Origin of the sequence: Mycolicibacterium hodleri, from assembly GCF_025822245.1 — a bacterium.
In the GTDB taxonomy this organism is placed as follows: domain Bacteria; phylum Actinomycetota; class Actinomycetes; order Mycobacteriales; family Mycobacteriaceae; genus Mycobacterium; species Mycobacterium hodleri.
On sequence record NZ_JACKTL010000036.1, the window covers coordinates 227,332 to 243,023 of the forward strand.

General features: G+C 67.1%; 13 protein-coding genes. 10 read left to right on the forward strand and 3 right to left on the reverse strand.

The window, feature by feature from the left end; genetic code table 11:
• Positions 1-112: 112 nt before the first annotated feature.
• Positions 113-1,075: a class 1b ribonucleoside-diphosphate reductase subunit beta gene (nrdF, locus tag H7J06_RS16585; RefSeq protein ID WP_372515327.1), complete on the forward strand. Its 963-nt coding sequence runs from the start codon at positions 113-115 to the stop codon at positions 1,073-1,075.
• Here the strand turns inward: nrdF and H7J06_RS16590 are convergent.
• Genes H7J06_RS16590 through H7J06_RS16600 form a run of 3 tightly spaced genes read right to left on the reverse strand, consistent with a single transcriptional unit; the run spans position 1,072 to position 4,509 of the window.
• Positions 1,072-2,283 carry an MFS transporter gene (locus H7J06_RS16590; RefSeq protein WP_264040065.1) on the reverse strand — a complete coding sequence of 404 codons (1,212 nt, stop codon included), beginning with the start codon at positions 2,281-2,283 and terminating at the stop codon, positions 1,072-1,074. The two genes, nrdF and H7J06_RS16590, sit on opposite strands and share 4 nt — an antisense overlap.
• Positions 2,280-3,368, reverse strand: a complete 1,089-nt coding sequence (locus tag H7J06_RS16595) for an LLM class flavin-dependent oxidoreductase (RefSeq protein ID WP_264040066.1) — start codon at positions 3,366-3,368, stop codon at positions 2,280-2,282. Before H7J06_RS16595 ends, H7J06_RS16590 begins: the two co-directional genes overlap by 4 nt.
• 40 nt (positions 3,369-3,408) lie before the next feature.
• Positions 3,409-4,509: an acyl-CoA dehydrogenase family protein gene (locus H7J06_RS16600; RefSeq protein ID WP_264040067.1), complete on the reverse strand. Its 1,101-nt coding sequence runs from the start codon at positions 4,507-4,509 to the stop codon at positions 3,409-3,411.
• A 296-nt stretch (positions 4,510-4,805) separates the two neighbouring features.
• Between H7J06_RS16600 and H7J06_RS16605 the strand changes: the two genes are divergently transcribed.
• From H7J06_RS16605 to H7J06_RS16645, 9 genes are read left to right on the forward strand one after another with little or no spacing between them, the layout of a single operon-like run.
• A complete protein-coding gene (locus H7J06_RS16605) occupies positions 4,806-6,440 on the forward strand; it encodes an ABC transporter substrate-binding protein (protein WP_264040069.1) in 1,635 nt (544 codons plus the stop codon).
• An 11-nt stretch (positions 6,441-6,451) separates the two neighbouring features.
• Entirely contained in the window at positions 6,452-7,498 is a 1,047-nt protein-coding gene (locus H7J06_RS16610) for an ABC transporter permease (RefSeq protein WP_264040070.1), read from the forward strand.
• Positions 7,495-8,415: an ABC transporter permease gene (locus H7J06_RS16615; protein ID WP_264040071.1), complete on the forward strand. Its 921-nt coding sequence runs from the start codon at positions 7,495-7,497 to the stop codon at positions 8,413-8,415. Before H7J06_RS16610 ends, H7J06_RS16615 begins: the two co-directional genes overlap by 4 nt.
• Positions 8,412-10,046, forward strand: a complete 1,635-nt coding sequence (locus tag H7J06_RS16620; RefSeq protein ID WP_264040072.1) for a dipeptide ABC transporter ATP-binding protein — start codon at positions 8,412-8,414, stop codon at positions 10,044-10,046. The genes H7J06_RS16615 and H7J06_RS16620 overlap by 4 nt, the downstream gene beginning before the upstream one ends.
• Positions 10,043-11,272 carry an acyl-CoA dehydrogenase family protein gene (locus tag H7J06_RS16625; RefSeq protein ID WP_264040073.1) on the forward strand — a complete coding sequence of 410 codons (1,230 nt, stop codon included), beginning with the start codon at positions 10,043-10,045 and terminating at the stop codon, positions 11,270-11,272. Before H7J06_RS16620 ends, H7J06_RS16625 begins: the two co-directional genes overlap by 4 nt.
• On the forward strand, positions 11,269-12,507 hold the full coding sequence (locus H7J06_RS16630) for an LLM class flavin-dependent oxidoreductase (RefSeq protein ID WP_264040074.1): 1,239 nt from the start codon (positions 11,269-11,271) through the stop codon (positions 12,505-12,507). The genes H7J06_RS16625 and H7J06_RS16630 overlap by 4 nt, the downstream gene beginning before the upstream one ends.
• A complete protein-coding gene (locus H7J06_RS16635; protein WP_264040077.1) occupies positions 12,504-13,418 on the forward strand; it encodes an LLM class flavin-dependent oxidoreductase in 915 nt (304 codons plus the stop codon). Before H7J06_RS16630 ends, H7J06_RS16635 begins: the two co-directional genes overlap by 4 nt.
• A complete protein-coding gene (locus H7J06_RS16640; RefSeq protein WP_264040078.1) occupies positions 13,415-14,620 on the forward strand; it encodes an acyl-CoA dehydrogenase family protein in 1,206 nt (401 codons plus the stop codon). Before H7J06_RS16635 ends, H7J06_RS16640 begins: the two co-directional genes overlap by 4 nt.
• A 40-nt stretch (positions 14,621-14,660) precedes the next feature.
• Positions 14,661-15,689: an aldo/keto reductase gene (locus tag H7J06_RS16645; RefSeq protein WP_264040079.1), complete on the forward strand. Its 1,029-nt coding sequence runs from the start codon at positions 14,661-14,663 to the stop codon at positions 15,687-15,689.
• Positions 15,690-15,692 lie beyond the last annotated feature (3 nt).

Genomic DNA, 15,692 nt, shown 5'->3' on the forward strand with positions numbered 1-15,692 from the left:
CACGACACGCCAACCACAAGTGGTTGTGCTGCCACGCGATGTCACACCCCAGTTGTAGTGTCGTGGGAGCTACTCGCCACGCATCGAATTGGGGTTCACAGTGTCTGATGGAATCAAGTTGATCGACCGGGTCTCCGCCATCAACTGGAACCGCGTTCACGACGAGAAGGACGCCGAGGTCTGGGAGCGTCTGACCGGCAACTTCTGGTTGCCGGAGAAGGTCCCGGTGTCCAACGACATCCCGTCCTGGGGCACGCTCAACGACCACGAGAAGCAGCTGACGATGCGGGTGTTCACCGGCTTGACGCTGCTGGACACCATCCAGGGCACCGTCGGCGCGGTCAGCCTGATCCCCGACGCGATCACCCCGCACGAAGAGGCGGTGTACACCAACATCGCGTTCATGGAGTCGGTGCACGCCAAGAGTTACAGCAACATCTTCTCCACCCTGTGCTCGACGGTCGACATCGACGAGGCGTTCCGCTGGTCGGAGGAGAACGTCAACCTGCAGCGCAAGGCCGAGATCGTGATGAACTTCTACAAGGGCGACGATCCGCTCAAGCGCAAGGTCGCCTCCACGCTGCTGGAGAGCTTCCTGTTCTACTCCGGCTTCTACCTGCCGATGTACTGGAGCAGCCGCGCCAAGCTCACCAACACCGCCGACATGATCCGACTGATCATCCGCGACGAGGCCGTGCACGGTTACTACATCGGCTACAAGTTCCAGAAGGGTCTGGCCCAAGCCGACGAGGCGCGCAAGGCCGAACTGAAGGACTACACCTACGAATTGCTGTTCGAGCTCTACGACAACGAGGTCGAGTACACCCAGGATCTGTACGACGGGGTCGGGCTCACCGAGGACGTCAAGAAGTTCCTGCGGTACAACGCCAACAAGGCGCTGATGAACCTCGGCTACGAGGCGCTGTTCCCCAAGGACGAGACCGACGTCAACCCGGCGATCCTGTCGGCGTTGAGCCCCAATGCCGACGAGAACCACGACTTCTTCTCCGGTTCGGGGTCGAGCTACGTGATCGGCAAGGCCGTCAACACCACCGACGAGGACTGGGACTTCTAGGGGTTGCGGACCCGCACCATCGGCAGCAGTGCAAGGGCGGCCACCAACGCGAGCGCGCCGCAGATCACCAGGAAGCGCCAGTCTGCGAGCCACGCGCCGAACAGGGGCATGCCGGCACGGGCGAGGGCCATCGGCACCGTGATCGCGGCGAGCACGCTGGCGAAGTGGGCGACTCCGAACGTGTCCGCCAGGATTGCGGGACGAGCGACCACTCCGACGCCTTGGCCGACCCCGACGGCGGCGACGCACAGCAGACACAGCGGGATGGACAGCCCGACGAAGGGCAGCAGCAGAAGTCCCGCTGCCTGGATGGCGAAGGCCACCGAGGTGGCGGGCAGCAGACGGATGCGGTTGGCGAACCCCGTCAGGACGAGCCGCGACACGATCTGCATGACGCCGATCGCGACCGGCATCGCCGTGGCAATCACCATCGAGTGACCCAGGTCCACGAGATAGGCGACGACGAGGATCAGGAATGCCGACACCGAACCCGCCTGTCCGACGAAGGCGATCAAGAGCAGCCAGAACCGGCGTTGGCGCAGCGCGGCGCCGAGCGGCAGGCCGACCCGATGCGCAATCTGTGTTCGATGCACGGCCCTGGACGGGATGATCCACAGATGACCGGGCACCGCCGTCGCTCCGAACACCGCCGCGAGAATGAGAAGGCTGGTCCGCCAGCCGAACTCGCCGTTCATCCAGCCCAGTACCGGGTAGACGAGGTAGGTCGCCAGCCCGGCGACCATCGCGACGGTCATGATGGCCCGATCACGGTGAGCGGGCCCGGTCGCGAATACCAGCACTGCGAACGCGGCCTCGTAGGTGCACATCACCAGCGAGAAGCCGATGGGCACGAAGCAGAGGTACACCTCCGACAGCGAATCCGCCCGTGACCACAGGGCGACCGCGATGGCGCCGATCGCGGCGCCGGACGTCATCACCGCCCGTCCGCCGAACCGGTCGAGAAGCCGACCGACCGGGAAGCCGGCTACGGCGCCCACGAGTATCGACACGGTCGACGCCCCGGCGATGGCCGTGCGGGACGTGCCGAGATCGGTGGCCATCGGGATGAGGATCACCGGGATGATCTGGATCATCGCGATGTAACCCAGGGAGCTGCTGGCTGCGAAGACCGCGATCAGTAACCGTCGGTGCCTGGTGGTTACCGACGGTGCGAGTACCGTTGCCGGAGAGTCGGTTTCGGCGGTCACCCGCGCAGTAGCGGCAGCAGTTGGCTGCCCTGCCGTTCGATCTCCCGTAGGTAGGGAGTGTCGGACAGCACGAAGTGGGTGATCCCGAGATCCTGGTACTTGCGCAGCGACTTCGCGACGTCGTCCGGGGACCCGACGAGCCAGGTGGTGCCCGCGCCGCCGCCGCCAAACTGCCCCGGCTTCGTGTACAGGTTGTCGTCGAGGACCTCCCCTCGGGCGGCGAGGTCGAACAGGCGTCGCTGGCCGACCGCGGTCCGTCGGTGGGGGTTCTGCGGCAGCGCCCCGTGCTCACCGAATCGGCTGTCCCGCTGAGTGTCTGCCATCTCGGCGACCTTGGCCTCGGCGTCATTCCAGGCTTGCTCGGTGGTGTCGCGCACGAACGTGGTGATGCGCAAGCCGAACTCCAGTGGTCGGTGTTCGCGACCGACCTCGTCGCTCAACGCCTTCAGTCGCTCGATGCGACCCGCGACGCCGTCGAGGGTTTCACCCCAGAACAGCTGGACGTCGGCCTCGGCGGCCGAGACCCGCTCGGCCGCTTCGGAGGCGCCGCCGAAGTAGAGCGTGGGATGACGCCGGTCACCGCGAACGACGATGCGGGGCAGCACCGTTGAGTTCTCGACGTGGAAGTGCTCGCCGTGGAAGGTGACGTTCTCCTCCGTCCACAGCCTGCGGACGAGCTGAAGGAACTCCCGTGTTCTCGCGTACCGGTCGGCTTGGTCCCCGTCGGAGTCGCCGTAGGCGGCCAGATCGTCCTTGCCGGAGACGACGTTGACCCTGACGCGTCCGCCGCTGAGATGATCGAGAGTGGCTGCGGCGGCGGCGAAGTTGGCGGGCCGCCAGTAGCCGGGGCGGATGGCGATGAGTGGTTCGAACGACGTCGTGCGTGCCGCCAGCGCGGCCGCCACCGTGAAGGTGTCCGGTCGACCCCATCCGGCACCGATCAGGGCTCCCTTCCATCCGTTGTCTTCGAGCGCCGCCGCGTGGCTCACCAGCGTCTCGAGACTGTTGTGACCTTCACCGGTGGTGTCGCCACGATGGCCTGGCTCGACTTGGTTCGGTATGTACCAGAGGAATTCGGTACTCATGGCTCCTCCTGTTCGATGCGGGGTGAATGCCGTCGCGCGCTCACCGCGCGAGCCGGGCGAGCTGGGCGTCCCGGACATCGGCGCTCTGGCCCTGGACGAGCAGGAAGAGCGCCGACCGCGCGTGCAGCTGCGCGGTGTCGTCACGGGAGATGCCGCGCCCGGATCGGGCGACGACGAGCGCGCGGGTGATGGTGCCGAGGGCCTCCCCGGTGGCGACCTTGGTGGCCACCCGCTCCGTGATGCGGTGTCGCTCGTCGGCTGCGGCCTTCGCCTCGTCGGCGAGCCCGTAGGCATCGGCACGGAGGGCGTCGACGCGTGGTCGCCAGACTCTGGCGACCCGCCGGGCGTCTGGATGTCGATCCTCGTCGAGTTCCTCGATGACGGTCGCAGCGAGGCCGAAGTACTGCGGCCGGGCATCACCAGCCGTGCCGAGATCCTCTCTGCGCCAATCGGTCAGCGACTGAACCCCGATGACGTCGGACTCGGGGACCTCGACGTCGTCGAGGATGACGCGTTCGGTGCGGCTGCCGCCGACGGCTCCGAGTTCGAGGTGGACCGCCCTGACCCGTGCACCGATGGGAACGAAGGCGGTGACCACGGTCTGGGTCGACGCCTCGACGGCGGCGACCACCAGGATGGTGTTCAGACCCCATCCGCTGACCCAGGAGATCGTGCCGGAGAACGTCCAGCCGTCACCCGTGCGGGTGGCCGCGATGAAGGCCTCGGGGAACCGGCGGACGTCGCTGATCGCCGCGCCGAGCAGGACCCTCCCGGCGAGCACGTCGCGTGACAGGCCCGGCAGTTCGGCACCCCGGTGGTGGTCGGAGGCGATGCGGCCGACCATCGGCGCGTGCTGAGCCCACACCAGCCAGGTGTTGAAGCAGGAGCCGGCGAGGATCTCGTGAATCCTGCGGTCGCCGGCCCGACCGATCGCCGCGCCGCCGAACTCCGCCGGTGCGGTGTGGTTGAGCAGGCCGAGTTCGGCGAGTCGAGATACGTGCGTGGCGGTGACGCCGTCGCGATCGGTTGCAAGCGCGGCGGGACGCAGCACGGAGTCGGCGTGCGCCCTGGCGCGCGCGATGAATGGTTCACCGTCGGCGGCGTCGACCGCTTCTGCAGGTGTCGTCCGGGCGGTGTCCACGGCAGTCACTCCTGGATGTCCAATCTGTAGGCAGCGCCGGATGCATTACCCGGCAGACTGTTTCGCACTGCGCAGCATCGCGGCACGAGAGTCCCGATGACGGACGACTCTACTGCTGCCCAATGTCGTTGATCTGCTTGCGATCAGTGTGAACTGAACCGGTGACGCACCATTCGCCGACTGGTTGACTGCGTTGAAGTATTCAAGCGACCGGTGTCGACTCTCGACGTCGGTCCATTCTCGCCGCGCAGACTGTCGACTCGTCTGCGGGTCTTTGCTGGAAAGGACGAACCCCTTTGTTCGACAAACGATTCCGACGCATCGTGCTGTCCTCGACCGCGGCAGCCGTCGCAGCCACCATGGTCGCGGCATGCGGCGGAAGTTCGTCGACCAACGAACCGGTGGGAGCGCCCGTCTACGGAGGGACGCTGACGTTCTACGACCCCGTCGAGTATCAAGCCTGGGCGTCGACGAACTCGATCTGGTCGAACAGCCAGGTCGCCAACAATCTCGCGGAACGACTGATCTGGCAGGACCCGCAGACCGGTGACTACAAGCCGTGGCTCGCCGAGTCCTATCAGATCAGCGATGACCACCTGTCCTACACGTTCAAGCTCCGGCCGGGCGTGACGTTCAGCGATGGCAGCCCGCTCGACGCCGAGGTGGTCAAACTGAACTTCGACCAGCATGGCTTCGGAGACAAGGCGCTGGGTATCACCCAGGACCCGTTCTGGACCGACTACGTCGGCACCGACGTGGTCGACGACCACACCGTGGCGGTCAAGCTCTCCAAGCCGAACGTCGGCTTCATCCAGATCCTGTCCAACTACCGGGCCAGTTCAATCCTGGGGAAGGCCACGCTGGCGCGGGATCTCAACGGCCAGGGCGATCTGCGCAACTGGGTGGGTACCGGACCGTTCGTCGTGGATTCGGTCACCGGGACGACCGGCGTCACCCTGAAACGGCGCGACGACTATGACTGGGCACCCACGGGGTCGAAGCATTCGGGCAAGGCCTATCTGGAGCGCATCGTGTTCAAGACGGTGCCAGAGGCCGGCACCCGGGTTGGTGCGCTCCAGTCGGGGGAGACGCAGATCGCGAGGAACGTCGCCCCCTATGACGAGGACACGGTGACCGCCGGCGGTGGCACGTTGGTGGCCATCCCCGTGCAAGGGGAGACAAACGATCTGACCGTGCGGTTGGACAATCCGGAGTCACCGTTGCAGGACAAGCAGGTGCGCCTGGCGCTGCAGGCCGCGACCGATCGACAAGCGATCAACAAGGCGGTGCTCTCACCGAACTATCCGATCCCCAGCGGTGCCCTGGTGAAGGGCACGCCGCTTCGGGGCGACTCCAGCAGCTACCTGACCTACGACTTGCAGAAGGCGAAGTCGACGCTGGACGCCGCGGGCTGGCGACCGGGGCCCGACGGCATCCGCGTCAAGGATGGCAAGCGGCTGAGCATTCATCAGCGTGTGGCGCCGTACTACCAAGTGTCGCAATCGGTTCTCGAGGTGCTGCAGTCGCAGTGGCGCGAGGCGGGCGTCGAGATCACGCTCACCAGCCCGTCGTTGACGGAGTACGAATCCCAGGAGCAGACGGCCAAGGACTGGTTCTTCACCCAGGGGCAGACCTCCACCGCGGAGCCGAGCGTCCTTCGAACGTCCTACGGGAGTGACCGTCAGGACGTTCTCGAGAAGACCCCACCGGACGCGACGCTCGACAACCTGCTCGCAGCGCAGTCCTACGAGTTCGACCCGGCCAAGCGCAAGACCGCCATTCAGGCGATCGAGGACTACGTGTTCTCCGAGGGGTACTCGATCCCGCTCTACGACGAGACCCAGGTGTTCGGGCTGGCGCCGACCGTCCAGGGATTCGCCACCGAGTCGACCGGACGGTCGTGGTTCTACGACACCTGGCTCAACGGATAGGGACTGACGCCATGCGCACGTATGTCTTCAAGCGGGTAGGCCAGGCGCTTCTGGTGCTGTGGGCGGCCTACACCGTCTCGTTCCTCCTGTTGAGTGCGCTGCCCGGCGACGCAGTGAACAACAGAATCCAGAATCCCGAAGCACAGATATCGCCCGAGCAGGCCAAGGTCCTGATCGAGTACTACGGGCTCGATCGGCCGCTGTGGGAGCAGTACGGCTCGGCGCTGACCGCTGCCGTGCGGGGCGACCTGGGGTATTCCCTCACCGACGGCCGGCCCGTCACCGAACTGATCGGGGCCGCCCTGCCGAGTACCCTCGCACTCACCGGGTTGGCGCTGCTGTTCGGCATGCTGCTCTCCGGAGTCATCGGGATCGTCGCCAACTATGCACCGTGGAAGTCGTTGCGCGAGTTCGTCGGATCTCTTCCTGCGCTGTTCGGGTCCATCCCCACCTTCGTCGTGGGAATCCTCCTGCTGCAGTTCTTCTCGTTCGGGTTTCGGCTGATACCCGCCTCCGATGACGGCTCGTTGGTGGCGGTGCTCGCCCCGGCGATCACCCTTGGCGTCCTCATCGCTGCACCGCTGGCCCAGGTCTTCACCACGTCCATCCGCGCGGCGCGGGAGCAACCCTTCGCCCGCGTGCTCCATGCGCGCGGCGCCGGCGAGACCTACGTCTTCCGGCGCGGGATCCTTCGCAATTCGTCGATGCCCGTGCTCACCCTGTTGGGGTTGGCGTGTGGCGAGTTGATCGCCGGGGCCGTCGTCACCGAGTCGGTGTTCGCCCGACCGGGCATCGGCCAGCTGACGGTGGGAGCGGTCAGTACTCAGGATCTGCCGGTGTTGCAGGGCGTGGTGTTGGTGGCATCCATCGCCTACGTGACCGTGAACCTGCTCGTCGACGTCGCCTACCCGTTCATCGACCCCAGGGTGCTGGTGAACGGGAAGGCCCGACGAGTCACCGCACGTAGTGCCGCCGCGAGCGCACCCGATCGCGAGCTCGCCGCACTGCCGAACCTTCGAGTGCCACGCCGTCTACCCGTCGAAATGTCCATGCCATGAGCATCATCGCCTCCGATCGACGGCTTGCCGGTCCCGAGCCGAGCGACGAATTCGCCGACGTCGCCAGCCGAACGTCGTCGTCATCGAGGAAGGCAGCGCGGTGGCTGGGCTCCCACTCGGTGCTGGTGGTCTCGGTGGCCGTCTTCACCCTCGCGCTGCTGTGGGCGTCCGTTCCCAGCGCGTTCACCCACTACGACCCCATCGCCATCGACAACGCCGTCAAGCTTCGGCCGCCGTCGGCCGAGCACTGGTTCGGCACCGACCTGCTTGGCCGAGACCTGTACGCGCGCATCGTGTACGGAGCCCGCGCATCCTTGCTCGGAGCGAGCATCGCGGTCGGCGTGGCGGTAGTCATCGGGTCGGTCCTCGGTGCCGTCGCCGGCTGGTTCGGCGGGCTTGGCGACACCGTGCTGATGCGGCTCATCGACGTCCTCCTCTCCATCCCCGGATTCCTCCTGGCGATTGCGATCGTGGTGCTCTACACGGCGAAGACGGGCCACGCGGGTCTGGTTCCTGCGGCGGTCGCGGTAGGTCTGACGACGTCGGCCACCTTCGCACGGCTGATCCGATCCGAGGTGCTCCGGGTGCGGGCGAGCAACTACGTCGAGGCCGCGATCACCAGTGGGGCAACCACATCCGCCATCCTGCGACGGCACGTCATTCCCAACTCGGTGGCGACGACCGTCTCGTTGATCGCGGTGCAGCTGGGCATCGCGATAATCTGGATCGCGTCCCTGAGCTTCCTCGGGCTCGGAGCCCAGCCACCGGAACCCGAGTGGGGCCTGCTGGTCTCCGACGGGCGGAAGTACATCGCCACCCGGGGCTGGCTCACCATGTTCCCCGCCTTGGCGATCATCGCGGTGGTGTTGGCCACCAACAACATCTCCCGTCACCTGTCGAAGCGGAGCGCACGATGACCCATCCACCCGTGCTGTCCATTCGGGATTTGACGGTGGGGTACCGGCTCGGTGGCACTGCGCAACCCGCCGTGCACGACGTCGGCTTCGACCTCGGCCGCGGACAGGTGCTCGCGCTCGTCGGCGAGTCCGGTTCCGGCAAGACGACCACCGGTCACGCGATCCTCGGACTACTGCCCGACAACGGCGAGGTGCTCGCCGGGCGCATCGAGTTCCACGGTCAGGACCTCACCACACTTGGCCCCAAGGCCTGGCGCGAGATCCGCGGGGGATCAATGGCTCTGATACCCCAGGATCCGACGATCTCCCTCGATCCCGTCCGCCGGGTCGGACATCAGGTAGAGGACGTCCTCCGGCTGCACTCGGACCTCGACGACGACGAGCGCCGCGAACGGGTGCACGAACTGTTCGACATGGTCGGCTTCACCGACGTAGAACGACTGCATCGGCAGTATCCGCACGAACTGTCGGGAGGCATGCGTCAGCGGGTTCTGATTGCCGCGGCGGTGGCAGGCAACCCGGATTTGATCATCGCCGACGAGCCGACGTCGGGACTCGACGCCACGGTGCAGAAGCAGGTTCTCGACCTGATCGACGACCTGCGTACGTCGTCGGCGACGAGCGTCGTCCTGATCACCCACGACCTCGGCGTCGCCGCCGACCGCTCCGACCTGATCGCCGTGATGAGACACGGCCGCATCGTCGAATTCGGTTCGACGGACGAGGTCATCGCCGCTCCGCAGCACGCCTACACCCGGCACCTGCTGGACAGCGTGCCGCGAAAGGCGATCTCCACGAGGGGTGTTCGACAGTCGGCCAGTCACGATGAACCCGACGTCGCCATCGAGGTGGCCGATCTGGCCAAGGTCTTCGGCGACATGCCCGCAGTCGACGGCATCTCCTTCCAGGTCCGGCGCGGACAGACCTTCGCCCTCGTGGGCGAGTCCGGCAGCGGTAAGTCGACGACGGCACGCGTCATCACCGGGGTGACGCCGGCGACCTCGGGTCGCGTCGACGTGCTCGGCACGGACATCACCGCGTTGAGTGCCCGCGCCTACCGAGCGCTACGTCGAGACATCCAGGTCGTCTACCAGAATCCGTATTCGTCGTTCGATCCCCGCTTCACCGTCTTCGACGTCGTAGAGGAACCTCTTCGCTCGTTTCAGTCGACGGCGCTGCTGCCGGGGGCCAGACGGCGACGCCGCCAGCAGAGTGTCGACCGCGTGGCTGCGGCACTCGAATCAGCTGCTCTTCCAGCTGATTTCGCCAACCGGCATCCACGTGAGCTCTCCGGTGGGCAACGGCAGCGGGTGGCAATCGCTCGGGCGCTGGTCGTGGAGCCCGAGATCGTGGTGCTCGACGAACCGACGTCGGCTCTCGACGTGTCGGTGGCCGCACAGATCCTGGAGTTGCTGCAGCGTCTGCAGTCCGAGCGCGGACTCACCTACGTGTTCATCTCCCACGACCTCGCCGTGGTGTCGGCGATCTCCGACCACGTCGCAGTCATGCAGAAGGGGCGCATCGTGGAGCAGGGACCCACCGATGCGGTGTTCGCCGATCCACGCGAGCCCTACACCGTGGCGCTCCTCGACGCGATCGCCGGGCGCGACCTCGCCCTCGGAGCATCATGACCCCACTGCAACCCAGCTCGCTCGACGATGCACTGGTCCGGATCCGTTCGGTGTTCGGCGAATTGGCCAAGGGTGCCGCTGAGCGGGATGGCACCCTTGAGCACCCCTACGCGCTCGTCCGCGACCTCGCGGATGCGGGCTTCGGACGGCTGCGGCTGACACGGGAGCGTGGCGGTTTCGGCGTCGACTTGCCGACGCTCTTCGCATTGCTTGCCGAGGCGGGGCAGGCCGATTCCAACATTCCCCAGATCTGGCGGGGCCACTTCACCACCACCGAGATCCTCCGGCGAGAGCGCGATCCCGAGGCCAGGGAGCACTGGTCGGCCGTGATCGCCTCCGGGGCGGTCTTCGGCAACGCGCAATCCGAACCGTCGTCGGTGGTCGCCGGACTCGAATCGACGGAGGACCCGAGTCCGATCACCACGCGCGTCCGAACCGACCGCCACGGTCGTCGCACGGTGTCGGGAACCAAGTTCTACTCAACCGGATCGCGCTTTGCCGACTACATCCGCACGGCCGCAGTCGACGACGAAGGCCGTCGTGGGTTCGTGGTCGTGTCCGCGCGCGACACCGGTGTCCAGCACGTCGACGATTGGGACGGAATCGGACAGCGCCACACCGGCAGCGGAACCACGATTCTCACGGACGTGCCCGTCGAGCCGCATGGCGATCTCGGCCGGGACGTCGACTCGCTGCGTGGACTCGACTCGTTCGTGCAGATCGTGCACCTGGCCAATCTGACGGGTATCGCCCGCAGCGTCGTCGCCGAGACCGTCGACGTGGTCCGGGCCCGAACCAGGACCTCTCGACATGCCTTGTCCCAGAGCGCCGTCGCCGACCCGGACGTACTGGCCGTCGTCGGGCGCCTCCAGGCGCGGAGACTGACCGCCGAGACGCTGCTCGACCGCGCCGCCAAGGCGTTGGAGGCGGCTCACTTGGCAGGAGACGAGGCGGCCTACGGGGACGCCTACGTCGAGACGTCGACCGCACAGGTTGCCGTCATCGAAGCGGTTCTCGACGCGGCGACCACGGCGTTCGACGCCGGCGGATCCTCGACCGTACGTGCCCGACTGCACCTCGACCGGCACTGGCGCAACGCACGGACGCTGGCATCGCACAACCCGGTCATCTACAAGCCCAGGGTGATCGGCGACTTCCTGGTCAACGGCACCCGCCCCACCTCTGGCTACTACGCCGGGCGAAACAAGGGAGAAGACGCATCGTGACCCGTCTGCTGCATCTCAACGTGAACATCCTCAACGCCGGTGTCTTCGGCGGGTCCTGGCGGTTTCCCGGCACCGATGCCCTGGCGAGTTACGGCATCGAGCACTACACCGCGATCGCGAAGAAGGCGGAGGCCGCGAAGCTCGACGCGGTGTTCCTCGCCGACGGCCCCCTGCTGGATCCCAGCATCCGTCATCGCACCGGAAACAGCTTCGAACCCAGTACGGTGCTCGCACGCGTCGCCGCACGGACCGAGCGCATAGGCCTGATCGGAACGCTCTCGTCGTCGTACAACGATCCGGTCGAGATCGCCCGGCGCCTCGGTGATCTCGACTACGTCAGCGGCGGACGGTTCGGCTGGAACGTCGTCACCACCGCCGGACCGGTCGCCGCCCGCAACTTCGGGCGTCTGGACGAACCGGACCACGGCCTGCGGTACCACCGGGCCGCAAGCGTCGTCGAGCAGGTCGTGGCAGCGTGGGACGGGCGCACCGAGCTCCGCTCGCCGCAGGGGCGTCCCGTCATCGTCCAGGCGGGCGGTTCCAGCGACGGCAAGCGGCTCGCGGCACGGGTGGGAGAAGTGATCTTCTCCGCCGACCAGGACATCGACAAGGCGCGGGCCTTCCGCACCGAATTGCGCCGCGGCGCCGCCAACTTCGGCCGCAATCCAGACGAGATCGTGGTCCTTCCCGGATTGTCGACGGTGCTCGGCAGCACCGAGGACGAGGCCGGACGGCGACGCGAACTCCTCGACGACCTGCTCCCCGACGCCTACGCGCGCGACCGGCTGTCCGGGCAGCTCGGCTTCTCGGTCGACGGCCTTGCCGACGACGAGCCAATCCCGACCGAACTGCTCCGCGACCCCACCGCGGCCGGTGGGTCGCAGACCTTCAACCGGGTGGTTCGCGACATCATCGACCGTGATCGACCGACACTCGGGCAACTGCTGAAGACGCTGTCCGGCGGTGGGGGACACCGCATCGTCGTCGGCACGCCGGAACGAATTGCCGACGACATCGAGCGCTGGTTCCGGACCGGAGCGGCCGACGGATTCAACGTCATGCCCGACGTCCTCCCGTCCGGCTTCGACGACTTCGCCGATCACCTCGTCCCCGAGCTGCGCCGGCGGGGCTTGTTCAGGACGGAGTACGACGGCACCACGCTGCGCGATCATCTCGGCATCGGGCTGCCCGTGGCTGGAGCAGTCGGCGATTCACCGTTGGTGAGCGCGACATGAGCCCGGACGCACTGAAGGTCGTCGTCGAGCTCGCGGTGGGGGACGCGCCGTCGCACGTGTCCTTGGCCGACGCCGGTGCGATCGCCGCTGCTGCCGAACGCTCGGGCGTCACCGCGATCCGGCTCGTCGACCATGTCGGCGAGAACGGGGCCGTCGATCCCTCCGTGATCGCCGCCCATCTCGCTGGCAGGTATGCCGACATCGGGTGGTTGATCGACACACCGACCACCCACAACGCGCCGTACAACGTGGCCAGGCGCGTTCTGTCGATCGATCGTGCGACTGGCGGCAGGGCGGGTGTCGTGTTGCTCCCCGGCGTCGGAGACGAGGTGAGCGACGCCGCCGATCCGGACCCCGCCGCGACCGACCCGGCCGATCGCTGGGAGGAGTACGCGCGCATCCTCATCCGGCTGTGGGAGTCCTTCCCCGCGGCCGCTCTGGTCGGAGACCAGGAGGGCGCGGTCGTCGCCGACGACACCCTGATCCGTCCCGTCGACTTCGATGGCCGCTTCTACCGCGTCGCCGGGCCACTGGACGGACCGTCATCGGTGCAAGGACGACCGGTCCTCGTCGCGACGCAACCGGCCTCGCTCGGGTGGTCGCGAGTCGCCAGCGTCGCCGACGTCGTCATCGTGGATGGCAACGAGATCGACTGCGCTGGAGTGGAATTGGAGGCGGCACTGGACGCCATGGGACGAAGCCGGGACGACGTTGCCCTGCTGGCGCGCATCGACTCGCCCGACGCGGTCCCGAAGCTGGCAGGGGTCGACGGGATCGTCGTGGCGATCGACGGCGGTGCACCCGCGATTCTCGACGCGATTCGGGCGGTCGCGCCGCGCACGTCACCTGGTCGGCGCCCAACACTGCGCGCCGAACTCGCCGTACCCCACCCCGAAGGGGCGCTCTCGTGACCGTGGTCGAGAACCAGCCGGACGTCGACCTCACCGTCGTAAGCATCCTGGCGGCCGTTCGGCCCGCGCTGGACCGCATCGGCGCCACCGCACGGACGCGGGAGGACACCCGCGACTACGCCCACGACGACGTTCGGGAGCTGGCGGCCCACGGCATCGGGCTGACCGGAATCGCCCGCCACGAGGGTGGGGCGGGCGGGAGCGTTCGCGACGTCGTCGACCTGGTCATCGCGATTGCCCGCGCCGACTCGAACGTCGCGCAGGCGCTGCGTCCGACCTTCCTGGTGGCCCACCAGATCGCCGAACGGGAAGACGTCCCGTTGCGGGCCGTCAACCTCGAAAGACTGCGCAACGGAGCACTATTCGCCGGAACCGCCAACGAGCGCAACGGCGGTGCCAGCGGCAGTGTGTCGACCACGGCCAGACCGGTCGACGGAGGCTATGTGGTCAACGGCCGCAAGTACTACTCGACCGGCGGCCTGTACGCGTCCTACCTCTCCACGCAGGCGACCACCGACGACGGCACCGTCGTGAGCTTCACCGTGCCCGTCGACCGCGCAGGCGTCCGACGACACGACGACTTCGACGCCATCGGGCAGCGCCTCACCCAAAGTGGATCCACCGAACTCACCGACGTTCAGGTGTTCGACGACGAGGTGTCGATCGTCGGGGAGTCCACCCCGGACAACCCGTGGCGCGGCTCCTTCCCGCAGCTGTATCTCGCTGCGGTACAGGCGGGTATTGCGGCGCGTGCACTGGACGACGCGGTGTTCTTCGCCAGGGAGAAGGGGCGCCCGATCAAACACAGCAGCGCTTCCCAGAGCGTCGCCGATCCCTACGTCCGCGAGACCGTTGGGGAAATCGCGGCTCGCGCTCAGACAGCGCGAGCAGTCGTGCTGATCGCCGCCGAAGCGCTACAGGATCAACGCGGCCTACGTGGCGAGGAGGCCCGCCGGGTCGGCGCCGAGTCCGCAGTGACGGTCGCACAGGCAGGGGTCACGGCCATCGAGTCCGCACTGCGGGCGGCCGAACTGCTCTTCGACGTCGGGGGCGGGTCGATCACCGACCGCGATCTCGGCTTCGATCGTCACTGGCGCAACGCCAGGACCGCGGCCAATCACAATCCGCGCCAATGGAAACTCGCCGTCGCCGGTGCCCACCACCTCACCGGCGAAGAACCGCCCACCAGCGGACTCTTTTGAATCCCATTGGGCACCAACACATCGTAATGAAGGGACTGTCATGACGTTCGATACCGACCGGGTGCTGGGTCGCACGGGAGTGCGGGTCACGCCGCTGACCTTGGGCACCATGAACTTCGGGCGCTGGCAGGACGAGGCCGAGAGCATCCGGATCATCGGCGCGGCCCTCGATGCCGGCATCACCTCGATCGACACCGCGGACGTCTACGCCCAGGGTGTCTCCGAGGAGATCGTCGGCAAGGCCATCACGGGCCGTCGTGACGAGGTCTTCCTGGCGACCAAGTTCCATGGGCAGATCGGGACGGATCGACGATCGGCGGGGAACTCGCGGCGGTGGATCACCCACGCGGTCGAGGACAGTTTGCGTCGGCTCGGCACCGATGCCGTCGATCTGTACCAAGCGCATCGGCCAGATCCCCACACCAGCCTGCTCGAGACGCTGCAGACCCTCAACGACCTGATCCGCCAAGGCAAGATCCGGTACTACGGAACGTCGGTGTTCCCGGCGCACCTCCAGGTCGAAGCCCACTGGCTGGCCGAGAAGTACGGACTCATCGCCCCGCATACCGAACAACTGCCGTACTCGTTGCTGGTACGCGGCGCCGAGCGGGAGGTGTTCCCGGTCGTCCGCCAGTACGGCGTCGGAGTCCTGTCCTACGGTCCGCTGGCGGCAGGCTGGTTGTCGGGCAAGTATCGGGTCGGCGCCGATCAACCGGAGTCGGCTCGCGCAGAGCTGATTCCGGGTCGCTTCGACGTGACGTCCCGGCGGAACCAGCGAAAGCTGGCTGCCGCCGACGCGCTCGCCACGCTCGCCGAGGACAACGGGCTGACCCTCGTCGAGCTGTCCGTTGCGTTCGCGCTCAACCATCCCGCGATCAGCAGTGTGATCATCGGGCCTCGCACCCAGGAGCATCTCGAGACCTACCTCAAGGCGTCAACCGTCCAGCTGAGTGACGACGTCCTCGATCGAATCGACGAGATCGTCGAGCCGGGAACGCAATTCCACGATCGCGACACCGGCCGTGACACCCCGTCGCTGCAGCCCGCCGCACTCCGCCGCAATCAGTGACCA